Origin of the sequence: Herbaspirillum sp. UBA812, assembly GCF_002296545.1 — a bacterium.
GTDB lineage: Bacteria > Pseudomonadota > Gammaproteobacteria > Burkholderiales > Burkholderiaceae_D > Herbaspirillum > Herbaspirillum huttiense.
Window position 1 is genome coordinate 46,033 of record NZ_DBIC01000106.1, and the last position, 17,141, is coordinate 63,173.

A 17,141-nucleotide genomic window follows, 5' to 3' on the forward strand; every position below is an offset into this window, starting at 1 on the left:
GCTGCGCAGGCGGCCCCACAGGTCCAGCTCCCAGGTGCTCAGGCCCACGCCGGCCTGATAGGCACTGCCGACCAGCGGGCGTCCGGTCAGGTTGAGGTCGGCCGGAGTGCGCGAGCGATCCAGGCCTGCCTGTGCGCCAACGGCAGGAAACAGGTCGGCGCGCTGGATGCCGTAGAGCGCCCTCGCCTCCTCGACCCGCAAGGCCGCTGCACGCAGGTCGCGGTTGTTGGCCAGGGCCTGGGTGATGAGGGCTTGCAGTTGCGGATCGCGGAACCAGGCTTGCCAACCGAGTGCCGGTGCGGCTTCACCTGCGCCATCGGCCTGCTGCGGATAGTGCGCCGCCACCGGTGCAGCGGGCCGCTGGTAATCCGGCGCCATCGACTGGCAGGCCACCAGCAGGAGCGGCAAGGCTGCCAGCAAGGGACGGATTCGCAGAGAGGGTTCGCACATCGTGATTCTCGGCATCGGCAGGAAATGGGGCGACGGAAAGCTTCGTCAAAAGCTTCGTCTTGAGTGACCACATTATGAAGAGCCCTGCTGAAAACCCGATTGATGTACGTCAGGTTACTGACTGATGAGTCGGTAATTTATGAAGGATGTGACGGGGGGAGGCCTGAGGGAAGGCGTCTGCGGGGGGAAGTGCAAAAAGTGCGAAAAATTCGGAAAGACGCGCCGGGCACCGCAGCTTTATTGCGCCACGCCGACCTGGTCGACGTAATGGCGCACTTCGGCGGCAACGGCGGTGAACAAGCTCTGCAATTCGGGCAGCTGCGGCTGGGCGCTTTGGGGCGGTTCGGCGCGGGACTGGGTTTCCACGCTCTTGAGCAGTTCGGTCAGCACGCCGGCCCCGACCAGGGCGGTCATGCTCTTGAGGCTGTGTGCCTCGCGTTTGACCTGGGCTGCGTCATCGGCGCGGATGGCTTGCTCCAGCCGGTCGAAGGTGGCGGGGGCGCTCTGGGCGAAGGTGCCGAACATGTGGCGGCAGGCAGCGGCATCGCCGCCCATGGCATCGAGCAAGGGTTCGGGGTTGATGTGCTGGTATCGGTGGTCGTTCACGCGTTTCTCCCTGTGGCCGACGCAATATACGCAAGATATTGCTCCTGTGCCAATTTGTTTTGAGCAGCTGGTCCGGCGTACGGGCGCGCCGGGTCGTGAGCGGTGACTGAAGTACGGTGAAGTGTGTAACGTAACCAAGCAGGTAACTGTCGTCAATCACAACCGTGGTGACGCACGCAAAAAACCGCCCGGTGAGACGGGCGGTTGATGGAAGTGCGGCCCTGCAGACGAAGGCCGCACCCTGCTGCAGTGAAGCGATCAGGCAGCGCGTTCCAGGCGCTGGACGTTGCTGTCCTCGGCGGCACCGATTTCGATCTTGCGCGGCTTCAGTGCTTCGGGGATTTCACGGACCAGCTCGATGTTGAGCAGGCCGTTTTCCAGATTGGCACCGACCACCTTGATGTGGTTGGCCAGCTGGAAGCGCTGTTCGAAGTCACGGGCGGCGATGCCACGGTGCAGGAAGTTGACCTGCTTGTCTTCCTTCTGCTTGCGGCCGGTGATCTTGAGGGTTTCGTTTTCGGTCTCGATGTCGATTTCGCTGCGGGCGAAACCAGCCACGGCCATGGTGATCCGGTATTTGTCCTCGGCCACCAGTTCGATGTTGTACGGCGGATAGCTGGGCTGATCAGCGCGCTGGGCGTTGTCGAACATCTGGGCCAGGCGATCGAAGCCGATAGCGGTACGGTACAGGGGGGAGAGATCAAAAGTACGCATAAAAATATCCTTTCAGTTAAGCGATGTTTTCGTCGCAGACCTCAACGTCGAGCATCTGCTGGTACCGATCTAGGGATGGGGATTTTGGTTTTCAAGGGATTTTTAGAAAAAATTTGAGCCCTCTTTTGTATTGCCATCCGATACGCGATTTTTCCCTCCAAGCAAGCCGACATCGCGACACGTGTGTCATTGCACCATCGAAAAGCCAGACACTTTCACGGAATTGCCTACCGTACGATCCCACTCCTATCCGATCTCGATTTATTCCTGGAAAAAGTCAGAGCATCTTTGAGATTGCCTGCCTATTCAGGCGGGCAACGCGCCATCAGCCAACTTGTTTGGCATGCTCGCTCCTCTTTCAACTTCATGCGATCACGCAGAGACAAAAAGATGAGCTACAGAAATTTGGCATCAGAAAGCTGGCTTCCAGCCAGCATGCTGTTACTGAACATGTCCCTCCCACATGTAAAACAACTGTCCTCGGCAACGTTAGTGTCGTCGTCGCCTAGTACGCCGGCGCGAAGGACCTGAACATGTTCTGGCGCGCTTTCATCCGTGAAGGAGATACCGTGATTCCTGGCGGAGGCTTGGTCCAGCCCATAGCGTAAAGTCCTCGCATTCGGTATAGCGGAAAGTTGGCTTGCTTCGAAGGTGATCCTGTCTACTGCAATTCCTGCAAGAGCTGGGGAACTACTCAGTGTGTTCAGCCATTTCGTCCGCACAAGGGGCCCGACGGCAGGCAAGTCAATCTTGATGGTGACCTATGCCTTTGCAAATGCCCTGAACCGCCCAGACTCAAAGCCTTGCATAGCGATGTCCGGATGGGATTCGAGGGTGAGCTCCGCCACGCGTCCAACTCACATCCTGGCAGCCGGCAAGACGACTTCTCCCCTGCCGCTTTCTACGATCAGCGTTTTTTGGTTCAACACGCACACAGCGGCGCACCAATGGCAAATGTCAGATACCGAATCACGCTGGCTGACGGCAAAACGTGTATCGGTCTGACAAACGAAGACGGATTCACTGAAACGGTGTCCTCCGATACTGCGCAACACGTCAAATTTGAGGTCCCTTTTTATGACGACAATCCAGACACTCTTGACCCCTGCCTCGGATCCGACACCTGTCGTTGTTAATACGCTTCCTGAACTGAGCGGCCCACAATGGGTAACACGATTTCCCGGCAGCAATCGCACAAGCGATCTGAACAGCAGTTTTCGTCAATCTGCAGAAGACTTCATCGTGGCGTTGAGAGCTGCAGGAGCAAATGTCAGAATATCGGCCACATACAGGCCGCGTGAACGCGCTTACCTGATGCACTATTGCGTGAAGATTTCGAAGGGCCTGATTGCACCTGACAAGGTTCCCAAGATGAGCGGTGTAGAAATCGAGTGGGATCACGGTGATGGACGTGCCTCCAAAAACGCTGCAGCAGAAATGGCCAGAGGCTACACAATCGTTCATCCGCCCGCTTTGATTTCCCGGCACACGGAACGTGCCGCCATCGACATGACGATCACGGGAATCATCGGAAAGACGATGCTTGACGCATCTGCGCAAGCTGTTGAAGTCACCGACAATACCGTGCTCTATCGTATTGGCGCGTCCTATGGATGCCATAAGCTCATTCCCGACCCGCCACATTGGTCCGATAACGGGACGTGAAAAGCGATGAAACTGTTACCAATCATCTATTTTCTGGTGCTCTCCCCGCTGGCACAAGCGCAAATCAACATCGGCTTCTACAAGCAAGAAAAGAGCGGCCTAAGCCTCTATACGACAGCCCCACTGACCGCAATTCACAGGATTGCACTTTGTGCCGATCCGTCTGATAACCCGTCAGCTTGCCATTGGCTCAAACCAAATGAGTTCAAGCAAGCTGAAGCAGTGGATGATGTCATGGCAGAGCAGACAGTGATGCACTACCGCATGAGCAGGCACATCAGTCCTGGCATCAAGACAGGACAGGGTATCGCGATCATCAACGCTGAGCAGGTCAGGCGTTCGGCCAACAGCGGCTTCATCGCAATCGCTCAGCGCAAGCACTACAAGATTCTGATTTGTACGGGTGTTGAAGGAATCAACCTTAAGCTCCTCGATGGCCCGCGCAAGCTTCATAACCTGTATTTCTACCTCGGTTACGATACCCTTCCCACTTGTGAAAATACCGGGCCGGTCGACATCAAGGGCCAGTGAAGCGGAATATCAAATCACTACCAGACATTCAAGACGTGCTGAAAGCCTTCCTCGCCACAATCGCAACAACAGAAGATGCCTCATGGATTTTTTATGTTGTCGCTCTTATTCAGGTCTCTGTTGCAGTCCTTCATCTTTGCCAGCCCCTTGAAAACTGACGATCCAGCTCCACAGCAACACGTTCGCGCTCGTTGCGTACCGCCTGCGCGCCCTCAGCCAGGCCCTCCATCACGGTAAAGCGCAGGTCATGCAGACCGATGGTCGCCAGCGCCACCTTCAGATAGGGCGTAAGGAAATCCGGCTGCCGTGCCGACGCGCCGGTGAAGCGCCCGCCGGAGACCACCGCCACATGCACCGGCCGGTCACGCAGCAAGCCGACCTTGCCATCTGGGGTGATGGCAAAGGTCCGGCGCACCCGCACCACGTGATCGATCCAGGCCTTCAGGACCGAGGGCACGGTGTAATTGTGCATGGGCGTGCCGATCACTACCTGGTCGGCCTGCTCCAGCTCCTCAATGAGACGGTCCGAGAGGGTCAGCGTGCCCTGCCCCGCATCACTGCCCTCCAAGGCAACGGGGGAGCCCAGCGCATCGGCATAGGCAGCATCGACATGCGCAATGCCGCTGGCGTAGAGGTCGCGCAGGATGACCTGTGCCTGTGGATGCTGTGCGCCCATGCGCTCGACGATCTGGCGCGACAGCCACCAGGCATTCGAAGCCTCCTGCCGCGGCGAGGCAAGCAGATGCAGGATCTTCATGCGACACCTCCGATGGTCTTGCCGAAGCGCAGCGCGCCAGTCAGCATGCCCTGGCGGAAATAGAAGCGCTGTGCCAGCGCATTGGCCATGCCGGTATCGAGCACCAGGCGCACGCAACCGGCCTGGGCAGCGACCTCCTCCATCGCAGCCAGCAGCCGTTCGCCCCAGCGCTTGCCGCGCTCAGTACTGGCGGCCACCAGGTCATCGACATAAAGGAAAGGACCATAGACCAGGTTCTCCTGAAAGCGATAACCGGCGAGCGCAACGACCTTTCCCTGATCCCAGGCGGCCAGGATGCGGTAACTCTGCGGGATGGCGCGGCCGATGCGCTGCAGGAACTCGTCGCTGTCGCGCAGGTGCGGACGCAGTTCGTGCATCACGGGAAAACAGGCCAACTGGTCGGAGACTGTATCGGCGTGGCGAAGCGCGTCGTCGGCAAGATGCCAGTGAGGCACAGGTGTGATCTTGGAAACTTGGTCCATGGTAGAAGCTTCGATGCCATCAGAGTGAAAGGAGCTTCATCCTAATGAGCCGATGGCATAATCGGGAGATCCAAGAAATGACATTTCGACTGGTCCATGATTTCCCTGCCGCCCTCCTCCCTGATCCGCCTCGACAGCAACACCGGCGAAGCGTATTACCGCCAGATCTACGCACGCCTGCGCAGCGCCGTGGCTGACGGCCTGCTGCAGCCGGGTGACCGCATTCCCTCGGCACGGGCACTGGCGACTGAACTGGGATTGGCGCGGGGCACGGTGGAGGCCGCCTATTCCCTGCTGGCCGCAGAAGGCTACGTCGAGGCGCGTGGACAAGCCGGGACGGTCATTGCCGCCGGGGTCCGCCCGGTAGTGCAGGCAGCGGCCAGCAAGGCGACGGCGGCGCCTTCGCGGACATCGCCTGTGGCGGCGCGCTATCCTCTCCTGCCGGAAGAGGGACAGGCCGAACCCAAAGGCCCGCGTCCCTTCCAGATGGGCATCCCGGCGCTGGACGCCTTTCCGCGCAAGATCTGGGCACGCCTGGCTGCACGCGCAGCGCGGGCCACGCAAGCCGCCGACATGCTCTATCCCTCCCCGGCCGGACTGATGGCGCTGCGCACGGAGATTGCGCGCTACCTGCAGTTGTCACGCGGTATCGATTGCCGGGCCGAACAGGTCTTCGTCACCTCCGGCTATCGCGACAGCCTCAATCTGATCACCCGCACCCTCCTCCAGCCGGGCGACAAGATCTGGGTGGAAGATCCCGGCTACGCCCCGACCGCCGCCCTGCTGCGCGAAGCCGGCATGCAGCTGGCCGGCATACCGGTAGACGGCGACGGCATGCAGGTCGAGTACGGCCTGCGCCATGCAGCCCACGCACGCGCCGCCGTGGTCACGCCAGCGCATCAGAGCCCGACTTGCGTGGCCCTGTCGCTGCCGCGCCGCCTGGCCTTGCTGGAATGGGCGGCTCGCGAACAGGCCTGGATTGTGGAAGATGACTACGACGGCGAATACCGCTACGTCAGCCGGCCCCTGCCCGCACTCAAGAGCCTGGACCGCGAGGACCGCGTGCTCTATGCCGGCACCTTCAGCAAGGTGCTGTTCCCGGCCATTCGCCTGGCTTACCTGGTGGTGCCGCAATCTCAGGTGGAGTGCTTCCGACGCAGTGCGCAGCTCTTCTCCGGTGCCGCGCCAGCCCTGACGCAGCATATCGTCGCCGATTTCATGGCCGAGGGGCATTTTGCCCGCCATATCCAGCGCATGCGGCGCCTGTATGCCCAGCGCCGCACCATTGCCATCGCCGGTCTGGAAGGCGTATTGCATTCCCATGTACGGATTGATTCGCCGCCCGGCGGCATGCATCTGTTATTGCGTCTGCAGGGCCGCCGCTCGGACCGGCTGCTGGCCGACAAGATGCGCCAGCACGGCATGTTCAGCCGCGCCCTGTCGGAATGCCTGCTGGCACCGCGCCCCGGAGTGCCACCGATGATCATGCTCAGCTTCACCAACATCGACAGCCGCCGCCGTGCCGCCGAGCTGGCAAGGCGCATCCTGCCCCTGCTGGCACCGGCCTGACATGGACTAGTTCAAATCACCATTCTTGGCACTTATCGACTGGTCCATGCAGGTGCATGATGGCGACTTGTTTCCATCACATCCAGGAGCCAGTCCCCATGTCCGCCCGCATCGATCTCTACAAGAATGCCACCACCGCCTACGACGGCCTGCTGGCCGTGAACCGTCATCTCAAGCAATGCAGCCTGCCCGCCGACCTGGTGGAGCTGGTGTTTTTGCGGGTGTCGCTGATCAACGGATGCGCCTACTGCATCGACAAGCATTCGCGTGATCTTCTCAGCAGCGGCATGCCGGTCGACAAGCTGGTGCTGGTCCCGGTCTGGCAGGAAGCCCGCCCGCTCTTTACCCCGCGCGAGCAGGCCGCGCTGGCCTGGGCCGAAGTGGTCACGCGCATCGACCAGACGGCCGCGCCGGATGCGGATTACCAGGCCGTGATCCAGCACTTCACCGCACAGGAGTACAGCGAACTGACCATCGCCATCGCGCTGATGAATGCCATGAACCGGCTGGCCATTCCCGGCCGCATGCAGCCACAGGCAGCGCGCGCCTGAGACGCTGGTGCGGGCGAGCCTCAGGCCGACTTCAACGCCGCTACCAGCGTGCGCAGCGCACTCTGCAGGCGCGGCTCCTTGAGCCGGGCATGCAGCCTTACCTGGGCCAGCGGCAGCTTGGGCAAGCCCAGGCGCTCGCCCACGTCCACCGCGCCGGGCGGTGCGCTGCGGTGGAGCAGCGCCGACACCGCCAGGCCCGCACTGACCGCCGCCCCCACGGCCAGAATGCCGCCACCGACGAAGACCTCCACCCACGGGATCCCCGCCGCATCGAGCCGCCGCAAGGACAGCTCGCGGATGCGGCAGGCCGAGGAAAACGTCGCCACCCGCAAGGCCGGACCGGCCCAGCATTGCGCATCGGGATGGGCGAACCAGCCGATGCGCTCTTCCATGACCAGCTTGCCGCCCTTGTCCTGCGGTTCGCGGCGCACGATGACGGCATCGAGCTCGCCGCGCTCATAGGCCGGCATCAGGTCATGCGAAGAACCCACGCGCACTTCCACCACCACGCCCGGATCGAGCGCATGCACCTGCGCCAGCGCACGCGGCAAGGTGGCACCGGCCACATGGTCGCTGATGCCGACCGAGAAGCGGACCGGCCCCTGGTCCAGCTGTTCCAGCGCGCGTTCATGCGCGGCCAGCAGGCTGCGTGCGGCCGGCAGGAACTGCTGCCCTTCGGCCGACAGGCGTACCTGGCGCGGCGTGCGTTCCAGCAGGCGACGGCCCAAGCGCTGCTCCAGTTTCTTGAGCTTGAAGCTGATGGCCGATTGCGTGCTGTCCAGCGCTTCGGCCGCACGGGTGAAGCTTTGCAGGTCGGCGGCCAGGACGAAAGCCTGGACGGCGTCCAGATCCAGCGGTTTATCCATGCTGAAGAGGCCTCATGGTCCAAAATCCATGATGATGAATTTCAATCATTGAAATCATCAATCAGTGGTTTTTCAAATGATTGCGCCAGCATAGCATGCAAGGCATGGAGAGAAAGCGCTCCGCCATTTCAATCACCCGCAAGGAGAACATCATGCCCCTGGTCCGCATTTCCGTATTGCGCGGCAAGTCCCGCAGCTATCGCCGCGCCATCGCCGACAACATCTACGAAGCCCTGCGCGAGAGTTTCAACGTCCCCGAGGACGACCGCTTCATGGTCATCACCGAGCATGATCCGGAAGACCTGGTCTTCAGCCGCAGCTACATGGGCATGGCGCGTACCGATGATTTCGTGCTGATCCAGCTGACGGTCAGCAATACCCGCACCCAGGCGCAGAAGAATGCGCTCTACGCCGCCATCGTGGAGCGCCTGCAGCAGAATCCCGGCATCGGGCCGGATGACGTGATGATCAGCCTGGTTGAAGGCGACAAGGGCAACTGGTCATTCGGGCGCGGGCTGGCACAGTACGTGATGTAGCACGCACCGGCTGCAGGCCGCGCTGCGGCCTGCTAGGATGTCGCTCATCGTCATCACTGCGCGGCTACCGCGCCTCTTCCATGCCTCCTGCGACATCCTGCCTGCGGCAGCCTTTGCGACACCTCACCCGTGGCCTGGCGGTCGTGCTGCTGGCGGCCGGGCTGACTGCCTGCTCTTCCTCCAGCAAGTACTACGATCCCAACAAGAGCAATCGCACCGAGACGGGGTTTCGCAACAACTACCCGCAACCCGAACGCGGTTCCCTCTTGAAATGGCAGTGGGAGCGCCTGACCCAGGGCCTGCCCAAGCCGCCCGAAAACAATTACCAGTTTCCCGTCGTCAAGCCTGACCTCGCCTGGCTGAAGGCCAACCACGGCAGTCCCAGCGTGACCTGGATCGGCCATGCCACGGCGCTGGTGCAACTGGGGGGCAAGAACGTGCTGACCGATCCGATGTTCTCGCAGCGGGCCTCGCCCTTCTCTTTCATCGGACCGTCGCGCAAGGTGCCGCTGCCGGTACAGATCAGCGAGCTGCCGCATATCGACGTGGTGGTGATCTCGCACAACCACTACGACCACCTGGACCGGGCGAGCGTGGAGCAACTGAATCTTCAGGCAGGCGGGCCGCCGCTGTTCCTGGTGCCGCTGGGGGTGCGTGACTGGTTCCTGGCGCTGGGCATCACCAACGTGAAGGAAATGGACTGGTGGGACAAGACCGTGATGGACAATCTGGACATCTACTTCGTCCCGGCCACGCACTGGTCGGCGCGTGGCGTGTTTGACCGTTCAGAGACCTTGTGGGGTGGCTGGGTCATCCAGGCGGCGGCGCAGCAAGCGGGTGCCGAGCCCTTCTCGGTCTATTTTGCGGGGGATACCGGCTATTCGAAGGACTTCCGCGACATCGGCGAACGCTTCGGCCGATTCGATTTGGCGCTCATCCCCATCGGGGCCTACGCGCCGCGCTGGTTCATGCAGAACCAGCACGTGGACCCGGCGCAGGCCGTATTGATCCATGAGGACGTGCGGGCCAAGCGATCGGTCGCCATTCACTGGGGTACCTTCGAGTTGGCCGACGATCCGCTCGACGAGCCGCCCAAGGAACTGGCCAAGGCCCTGCGTGAAGCCGGGCTGCCGCAGGAGCAGTTTGTTGCGCTCAAGCATGGGGAGACGCTCAAGCTGGATCAGTGAATCGGGAATGCATCAACAACAAAGCCCGCATCGTTTCCGATGCGGGCCTTGGGAAGCATGCGATAGCGAAAACGCGCTACGGCTGCAGTGCGAACCGGGCTGAACTGATTACAGCTTGGAAGCGATCAGCTTGCCCAGGCGCTCCACACCGGCGCGGATCTGCTCCGGCGGCACGGTCACGAAGGACAGGCGCAGCGTATTCTTCTGCGCCACGTTGGCGTAGAACGGTGCGCCGGGGACGAAGGCGACCTTCTCCTGTTCCACTGCTTCGTTCAACAGCGCGCTGGCGTCCAGGTGTTCGGGCAGCGTCACCCAGATGAACATGCCGCCTTCCGGCTTGCTCCAGCTGCAGCTGGCCGGGAAGTACTGTTGCAGCGCGTCCAGCATGGCCTGGCACTGGTCGCCATAGAGCTTGCGGATGGTCGGCACGTGCTGGTCCAGGAAACCATCCTTGATGGCTTCGTACACCACCATCTGGGTCAGTTGCGCAGTGTGCAGGTCGGTGGCTTGCTTGGCCTGCTCCATCTTCAGGATCAGCGGACGCGGCGCCACCACGTAGCCCAGGCGGATGCCGGGGGTGAGCACCTTGGAGAAGGAACCCATGTAGATCACGCCCGACGGATTCATCGACAGCATCTTGGGCAGCGGCGCATTCTGATAGCTCAGGGCACCGTAGGGATCATCCTCGATCAGCGGCAGGCCCAGGCGGGCACAGGTTTCCACCAGCTTGAAGCGGCGCTCGGTGGGCAGGGTGCGGCCGGTCGGGTTCTGGAAATTGGGCAGCGAATACAGCATGCGCGCGCCACCGGCGATGGCTTCGATGGTCTCGGGTTGCAGGCCGAATTCGTCGCTGGGCACCGACTCGAACTTGGCACCATACAGCGAGAAAGCCTGCAGTGCGCCCAGATAACTCGGGGTCTCGACCAGCACCTTGCTGCCTTCGTCGATCATGACCTTGCCCAGCAGGTCCAGGCCTTGCTGCGATCCGGAGACCATCAGCACCTGTTCGGCGGTGATCTGTGCGCCATCGGTGGACAGCGATGCGGCGATCCATTCACGCAGCGGCAGGTAGCCATCGGTGGGGCCGTATTGCAGGGCCATCTTGCCTTGCTGGCTCAGCACGCGGTCGAAGGCGGTCTTCATGTGCTCGACCGGGAAGGTCAGCGGCGACGGCAGGCCACCGGCGAAGGAGGTGATGTCGGGACGCATCGTCACCTTCAGGATTTCGCGGATGGCCGAGCTCTTCATGGCTTCGGCGCGCTGGGAGAACTGCCACTGCAGCGGTGCGGGATTTTCGAGTTTCATACGGGTCGTTCAGTCTGTGTTCGGTGTGTAGGGTCGTGCGGCCGGGCGGCTCATGTGGCCGCCACAGCCCTGTCATGCAAGGCGATCAGGCGATCTCGGCGATCATCTCGATCTCGACGCAAGCGCCCATGGGCAACTGCGCCACGCCGAAGGCGGAACGGGCGTGCTTGCCGGCGTCGCCGAAGACTTCGCCGATCAGTTCGGAAGCGCCATTGGTCACCAGGTGGTGTTCGGTGAATTCGCCGGTCGAATTGACCAGGCTCATCAGCTTGACGATGCGCTTGACGCGGGTCAGGTCGCCGCCACAGGCTGCCTGCAGGGTGGCAATCAGGTCCACCGCCACGGCGCGCGCGGCCAGCTTGGCGTCGTCGGTGCCGATGTCGCGTCCCAGCTGGCCGACCCATACCTTGCCATCCTTCTTGGCCAGGTGGCCGGAGAGGAAGACGGTATTGCCGGTTTGTGCATACATCACATAGGCTGCTGCCGGGGTGGCCACGGCGGGCAGTTCGATGTTCAGTGCTTTCAGCTTTTCATAGACGGACATGCGGTACTCCCTGTTGGACAGCGCCCGCTTGCGGCCAAAAGGCAAATGGCTCGCGCGTTGCGCGTTGACAAAATGTGAAAAAACAAGTGTTCGATTATCTCAAAAAACAGCCGCTTTAGCCCGTACCAGCTGAACTATTTCGGCTCGCAAACCCGGTCAGAGCTGCGTCAGCGGCTTGCCGCACCCTGCCTGCGCGGCCTTCAGCGGCGCACCGCCATGCGGCGGCCGATAGCGACCACCACGATCACGGCCAGGGCAAAGAGCATGTTGCTCGCATCCAGCGCTTCATGGGCGATCACCGCCGCGCCCAGCAGGCTCATGAAAGGTTGCAACAATTGCACCTGCCCCACCCGGGCGATGCCGCCCAGGGCCAGGCCCTTGTACCAGAAGAAAAAGCCGATGAACATCGAGAACAGCGATACGTAGGCAAAGGCCAGCCAGGCGGGCGACGAGGCCGTCACGCCGTATTGCCAGCCCAGCCACACCGACACCGGCAGCATCACCGGCAAGGCCACCACCAGCGCCCAGGCGATGACGTTCTGGCCGCCCATGGTCTGCGCCAGGCGTCCGCCTTCGGCATAGCCCATGGCCGCAGTGACCACGGCGGCAAACAGCGCGAAATCAGCCAGATGGAAACTGCCGCCCCCCTCGCGCAGGGCAAAGGCGATCACGATGCCGGAGCCCGCCAGCGCGGCCAGCCAGAAACCTTTCGAAGGCCGCTCACCGAAGCGCAGCGCGCCGAACAGGGCGGTGGCCAGCGGCAGGAGGCCGACCACCACGGCACCATGCGCGGCCGGGACATAACGCATCGCAATTGAGGAAAACAGCGGAAAGCCCACCACCACCCCCAGGGCGGTGATGACGAGGCCGCGCAATTGCTGTCGCGTCGGGCGCGGGGCCTTGATCCAGGCCAGCAGCGCCAGTGCGCAGACCCCTGCCACGACCGCGCGGCCGAACGCCACGAAGGCCGGGTTGAGCTCGGCCACCGCAATGCGCGTGAAGGGCAGCGTGAGGCTGAAGATGGCCACGCCGATCAGGCCCAGCCACATGCCGCGGCTTTCGTGACGGGCCGTGCCGGCGCCGGGCGCTGTTGCGGGGTGGCTGGTCTTGCTGCTGGCTTGCATGAGGGTCCCCTGTGTTCAAAACGCGTTATTGATATAAATGATTTCCATGTTCTGCCGCTGCTACAGCCAGATCGCCAGCGCCGAATAGAGTGTCAGCAGGATCATGACTGCCGCAAAGATCGCGCGCCACCGGGGCTGTTCAAGATAGCGCCGCAAGAGCGCACCGGCACCGGCCCACACCGACACGCAAGGCAGGTTGATGGCACAGAACACCGCACAGTAGATCAGGATGGCCAGCCATCCGGACTGCTTATGCAACAACGGCATGAAGGCCGAGGCGCCGGTGATGGCCATCACCCAGGCCTTGGGATTGGCGAACTGGAACATGGCGGCCGCCCGGAACGACATCGGCCGCACCGCCCGCTCACCCGCCCCGGAGACGGCCATGCGGCGCAACTGCCAGGCCAGGTAGAGCAGATAAGCGCAGCCCAGCGCCTTCAGCAGCAGCACAACTTGGGGCAGCGCCACCACCAGCTCGCCTATACCGAATGCGCATATGGCCAGCAGCACGCCGAAGCCGAAGGTAATGCCCAGCATGTGCGGCAGCGAGCGACGAAAGCCGAACCAGATGCCCGAGGAGGTCAGCATGATGTTGTTCGGCCCCGGCGTGATGGAGGAGACGAAGGCAAATGACATCAGCGGCAGCAAGGCTTCGATCATGCGTTTCTCCTTTGCGCGGCCTGCGCCAGCGACACCACCTGGGCCGGCGCCAGCAGTGCATCGGCGGCCGCACTGGGGCGCGCCAGTACACCGGCAAACACGTCATGGTCGACATTGCCGCCGGACAGCGTGACGCCGATCTTCTTGCCGCGCAGCCGCGTGCGCAGTTGCAGGGCGGCCGCCAGCGCACAGGCCCCCGCGCCTTCGGCCACGTTGTGGGTGGCGATGAAGGCCAGCTTCATGGCGTCCATCACTTCGTCATCGGTCACCGCGACGACCTCGTCGACCTCGGAAAGCATCACGTCCAGCGACGCCTGGTCCGGTACGCGACAGGCGACGCCATCGGCGATGCAGGTCGAGACCGGTGCCTCGATCTTGCGGCCCGCTTCGAACGAGAGCTTGTAGGCCAGCGCATGCGCCGAGACCACGCCGATGATGCGCGTCTTGAGCCCCAGTGCATTGCGGGCCGCGACCGCACCGCACATGCCCGAGCCCTGGCCGATGGGCACCAGCACCACGTCCAGCGCGGGCTGGGCGGCGAACAATTCCATCCAGTAGGTCGACACGCCCGCCACCAGGTCGCGATGGAAGGAAGGGATCATGTGCAGCTGCTGCTCGCAGGCCAGGCGCTGGGCGTGCTCGCGGCTATCCTGGAATTCGCGACCGTGTTCGATCAGGTCGACGCCGAGGGCGCGCATGGCGGCGTTCTTCTCGCGGCTGTTGCCCTCGGGCACGACGATGGTGGCGGGAATGCCGAAGCGGCGCGCCGACAATCCGACCGACTGGCCGTGATTGCCGCGTGTAGCGGAAATGACGCCGGACAGTTGCGGCTGCTGCCGGGCCAGGTGATGCAGATAGACCATGCCGCCTCGCACCTTGAAGGCGCCGGTCGGTGCGTGATTCTCATGCTTGACCCAGACCTCGGCACCCAGTGCCTGGTTCAGCAGCGGCCAGCACAGTTGCGGGGTCGGGGCCATGCCGGCATAGACGATGCCGGCCGCCTGCTCGATCTCGCCCAGGCCGGGCAACAGTTCGCTGGCGGTGCGCGGGGCTTGGCTGGCTTGGATGGACAGGCTGGTCATGACAATGGTCTCCTCGAAAAGATGCGAAACAAGAGCACTGATCAACGTGTCACCCGGCACTTTGTCGCCAGGCCACTTACTCTTGCATTGGCTGACATCCTAGCCGACAATACCAGTACAGTACCTATACACTTTTCCAAATAGTTTCAAACATTGTCACGGTAAAATGACCAATACAGTTAAGCATCTGCGCAGCATCCCGGGCAAGACAGTTCCCGCTGACGCCGCCCTCCCCGGCTGGCCGATGCTGGTGCGCGAGAGCGGAGAATCGCTGGTGGACCAGATCGTGCGCGGCGTGCGCGCCCGCATCGACGACAAGCTCCTGCGCGGCGGTGCACGCATGCCCTCGATCCGGCAGTTTGCGGATGCCCACGAGATCTCGCGCTTTACCGTGGTGGAAGCCTTTGACCGACTGGTGGCCCAGGGTTATCTGGAGTCACGCCGGGGCTCGGGCTTCTTCGTCAAGGAACGGGTGGCCGTCGCCAATGGTTACGGCAACCTGGCGGCCCAGGCCGAAGCGGTGGCCGAGGCCGAACGCGGGCTGGATGTGGTCTGGCTGGTGCGCAACATGTTCCGCCAGATGCCGCCGCACAAGATGCCCGGTGGCGGCCTGCTGCCGCCGGATTGGCTCGATGGCGAGCTGATCGCCAACGCCCTGCGCGCCATCAGCCGCGACAATCCTTCGCTGCTGCTGGGTTATGGGACGCCGCTGGGCTTCCTGCCGCTGCGCCAGCAATTGCAGCTGAAACTGGCCGAGCTGGAAATCGCCGCCGCGCCCGACCAGTTCGTGCTGACCACCGGCGTGACGCAAGCCATCGATACCGTGGCACGCCACTTCCTGCGGCCGGGCGACGTGATCTTCGTGGATGATCCGGCCTGGTTCCTGATGTTCGGTTCCTTTGCTGCACTGGGGGCCAAGATCGTCGGCATTCCGCGCCTGGCCGATGGCCCGGACATCGCCCAGCTGCGCGAACTGGCCGAGATCCACAAGCCCAAGCTGTACGTGATCAACTCGGTGCTGCACAACCCGACCTCGACCTCGCTGTCGGCCGCCAAGGCTTTTCAGGTGTTGCGCATCGCCGAGGAACATGACTTCATCATCGTCGAGGACGACATCTATTGCGACATGCATCCGGGTTCCGCCGTGCAGGCGGCCACCCGTATTGCGGCACTGGACCAGCTGCAGCGGGTGATCTATCTGGGGGGATTTTCCAAGACGCTCTCGGCCAACCTGCGCGTGGGCTTCATCGCCACCTCGGCCGAACTGGCGCGCAGCCTGGCTGACCGCAAGCTGCTCTCGACGCTCACTACCGGCGAAATCGGTGAACGGGTGGCCTACCGGGTGCTCTCCGAAGGGCATTACCGCAAGCATGCGGAACGCCTGCGCGCGCGCTTGAACGGTGCGCGCGACAAGGTCATGCGCCAGCTGGAACGCATGGGCATGGAAGTGGGTGATCCGCCGCCCTGCGGCATGTTCCTGTGGGTCGATACCGGGCGCGATACCAACGTCATGACCGAAGAAGCGATGGAACAGGGATTCCTGCTGGCACCGGGCAGCCTGTTCTCGCCTGCGCAACTGCCTTCCACCCGCATGCGCATCAACGTCGCCGGGATGTCCGACCCCGGCATCTGGCGCTTCCTGGAAAAGGCGATGGACCGCTGACCATCGCCCTGTTCCCGCACGCAGCCCCGCTTCAGCTCATCGTCACATCACATCAGGCAGTGACCAGGTGGATGCGGGCAATTTCCTGGTTGCTGGCGTTGTAGAAGGCATAGTCGGTCGTGCCGGGGAAGTAGACGTAATGGTCCGAGCCGTTGGCCATGATCTGCAAGCTCTCGGAAGTACTCATCTTGACCGTGAGGATCTTCGAGATGCCGCTGCCGGCCATGCCCATCTGACGCACATCGTCGGCCGTGATGATCACGTTCGTACCGCTGCCGGCACTGACGTCCAGTGTGGTGATGCCGGTGACCTTGCTGGAGAAGTTGCTCAGGTTCAGTGACGCCCCCAGGTCCGCAAAGTGCAGCGTCGTGACCCCTGCGCCACCGCTGATGCTGTTGATGTTGGAGGTCCCGGTGGTCTGGTTGACCATGTCGCTCTGGGCCCCGGCCGAACTGTGCGAACCGGCGCTGACATTGATCAGGTTGCTGCCGCTGCCGACCTTCACCGAATTGTGGCCGCCATCGACCACGTTGAACACATCAGTGCCCGAACTCGCGCCACCGCCGCTCAGTACGTTGGTGGTAGCCGTGCCGCGTGCCGACAGCACGTTGGCCGCGCTGTTGCCGGTCAGCGTGCTGTCCACGTTGGCACTGCCTTCCAGATTGGCAATGCCGACATAGCTGTCGCCGCTGGCGTCGCCGCCGCTGCCCCCCGCACCCGACACCAGGCTGGCCGTGATCGCGCTGCCGGTCGAATACAGGTAGCTGACCGTATCGCTGCCCCCTGCCCCGCCGTTGAAGACGTTGGCCGCGCTGTTGGCGTAGAAGGTATCGCTGCCGGCGCTGCCGG

At 62.7% G+C, this 17,141-nt stretch carries 19 protein-coding genes; 7 read left to right on the forward strand and 12 right to left on the reverse strand.

Translation table 11 applies throughout. From position 1 onward, the window contains the following. The 3 genes from B3873_RS06980 to B3873_RS06990 form a co-directional block, all read right to left on the reverse strand. Positions 1–450: TolC family protein (locus B3873_RS06980; protein WP_286864885.1), on the reverse strand; the 450-nt coding region annotated here is incomplete at its 3' end. Positions 451–687: 237 nt separating this feature from the next. Then, on the reverse strand, positions 688–1,056 hold the full coding sequence (locus tag B3873_RS06985) for an Hpt domain-containing protein (RefSeq protein WP_039786558.1): 369 nt from the start codon (positions 1,054–1,056) through the stop codon (positions 688–690). Between the two features lie 258 nt (positions 1,057–1,314). Continuing rightward, positions 1,315–1,770, reverse strand: coding sequence for an Hsp20 family protein (locus B3873_RS06990; protein ID WP_034336500.1), 456 nt, complete (start codon positions 1,768–1,770; stop codon positions 1,315–1,317). A 1,077-nt stretch (positions 1,771–2,847) separates the two neighbouring features. On the opposite strand from B3873_RS06990, the gene B3873_RS06995 reads away from it, so the two are divergent. Beyond that, entirely contained in the window at positions 2,848–3,435 is a 588-nt protein-coding gene (locus tag B3873_RS06995; RefSeq protein ID WP_240733882.1) for a hypothetical protein, read from the forward strand. A gap of 6 nt (positions 3,436–3,441) precedes the next feature. Next, positions 3,442–3,966 carry a hypothetical protein gene (locus tag B3873_RS07000; RefSeq protein WP_286864889.1) on the forward strand — a complete coding sequence of 175 codons (525 nt, stop codon included), beginning with the start codon at positions 3,442–3,444 and terminating at the stop codon, positions 3,964–3,966. A gap of 130 nt (positions 3,967–4,096) precedes the next feature. On the opposite strand, the gene B3873_RS07005 is transcribed toward B3873_RS07000, so the two are convergent. Both B3873_RS07005 and B3873_RS07010 read right to left on the reverse strand, forming a co-directional pair. Continuing rightward, positions 4,097–4,723 (reverse strand): FMN-dependent NADH-azoreductase, encoded by a 627-nt coding sequence (locus tag B3873_RS07005; protein WP_286864891.1) that lies wholly within the window; start codon positions 4,721–4,723, stop codon positions 4,097–4,099. After that, positions 4,720–5,205: a GNAT family N-acetyltransferase gene (locus B3873_RS07010; protein WP_286864893.1), complete on the reverse strand. Its 486-nt coding sequence runs from the start codon at positions 5,203–5,205 to the stop codon at positions 4,720–4,722. The genes B3873_RS07005 and B3873_RS07010 overlap by 4 nt, the downstream gene beginning before the upstream one ends. A gap of 96 nt (positions 5,206–5,301) precedes the next feature. Here B3873_RS07010 and B3873_RS07015 point away from each other — a divergent pair, with 96 nt between their 5' ends. Further along, the gene (locus B3873_RS07015) at positions 5,302–6,774 is read left to right on the forward strand and encodes a PLP-dependent aminotransferase family protein (protein ID WP_286864895.1); all 1,473 of its coding nucleotides are present in this window, start codon (positions 5,302–5,304) and stop codon (positions 6,772–6,774) included. A 98-nt stretch (positions 6,775–6,872) separates the two neighbouring features. Then, entirely contained in the window at positions 6,873–7,325 is a 453-nt protein-coding gene (locus B3873_RS07020) for a carboxymuconolactone decarboxylase family protein (RefSeq protein WP_286864898.1), read from the forward strand. Between the two features lie 20 nt (positions 7,326–7,345). Here the strand turns inward: B3873_RS07020 and B3873_RS07025 are convergent, their stop codons facing one another. Next, a complete protein-coding gene (locus B3873_RS07025) occupies positions 7,346–8,191 on the reverse strand; it encodes a LysR family transcriptional regulator (protein WP_039786577.1) in 846 nt (281 codons plus the stop codon). A 152-nt stretch (positions 8,192–8,343) separates the two neighbouring features. On the opposite strand from B3873_RS07025, the gene B3873_RS07030 reads away from it, so the two are divergent. Both B3873_RS07030 and B3873_RS07035 read left to right on the forward strand, forming a co-directional pair. Beyond that, on the forward strand, positions 8,344–8,727 hold the full coding sequence (locus B3873_RS07030) for a tautomerase family protein (protein ID WP_286864900.1): 384 nt from the start codon (positions 8,344–8,346) through the stop codon (positions 8,725–8,727). Positions 8,728–8,807: 80 nt separating this feature from the next. Next, complete coding sequence (locus B3873_RS07035) at positions 8,808–9,914, forward strand: MBL fold metallo-hydrolase (protein WP_286864902.1); 1,107 nt, start codon at positions 8,808–8,810, stop codon at positions 9,912–9,914. A gap of 108 nt (positions 9,915–10,022) precedes the next feature. On the opposite strand, the gene B3873_RS07040 is transcribed toward B3873_RS07035, so the two are convergent. From B3873_RS07040 to B3873_RS07060, 5 genes are all read right to left on the reverse strand, one after another. Then, the gene (locus B3873_RS07040) at positions 10,023–11,219 is read right to left on the reverse strand and encodes a PLP-dependent aminotransferase family protein (protein WP_039786579.1); all 1,197 of its coding nucleotides are present in this window, start codon (positions 11,217–11,219) and stop codon (positions 10,023–10,025) included. Between the two features lie 85 nt (positions 11,220–11,304). Beyond that, positions 11,305–11,763, reverse strand: a complete 459-nt coding sequence (locus tag B3873_RS07045) for a RidA family protein (RefSeq protein ID WP_039786637.1) — start codon at positions 11,761–11,763, stop codon at positions 11,305–11,307. A gap of 200 nt (positions 11,764–11,963) precedes the next feature. Continuing rightward, positions 11,964–12,887: a DMT family transporter gene (locus B3873_RS07050; RefSeq protein ID WP_039786582.1), complete on the reverse strand. Its 924-nt coding sequence runs from the start codon at positions 12,885–12,887 to the stop codon at positions 11,964–11,966. Positions 12,888–12,947: 60 nt separating this feature from the next. Then, complete coding sequence (locus B3873_RS07055; RefSeq protein WP_286864906.1) at positions 12,948–13,547, reverse strand: LysE family translocator; 600 nt, start codon at positions 13,545–13,547, stop codon at positions 12,948–12,950. Continuing rightward, complete coding sequence (locus tag B3873_RS07060) at positions 13,544–14,629, reverse strand: threonine dehydratase (protein ID WP_286864908.1); 1,086 nt, start codon at positions 14,627–14,629, stop codon at positions 13,544–13,546. Before B3873_RS07060 ends, B3873_RS07055 begins: the two co-directional genes overlap by 4 nt. Before the next feature lie 166 nt (positions 14,630–14,795). Here B3873_RS07060 and B3873_RS07065 point away from each other — a divergent pair, with 166 nt between their 5' ends. Next, positions 14,796–16,292 (forward strand): PLP-dependent aminotransferase family protein, encoded by a 1,497-nt coding sequence (locus B3873_RS07065; protein WP_276838815.1) that lies wholly within the window; start codon positions 14,796–14,798, stop codon positions 16,290–16,292. A 52-nt stretch (positions 16,293–16,344) separates the two neighbouring features. Here the strand turns inward: B3873_RS07065 and B3873_RS07070 are convergent. After that, on the reverse strand, positions 16,345–17,141 hold a 797-nt coding region (locus B3873_RS07070), incomplete at its 5' end, for a hypothetical protein (protein WP_286864911.1).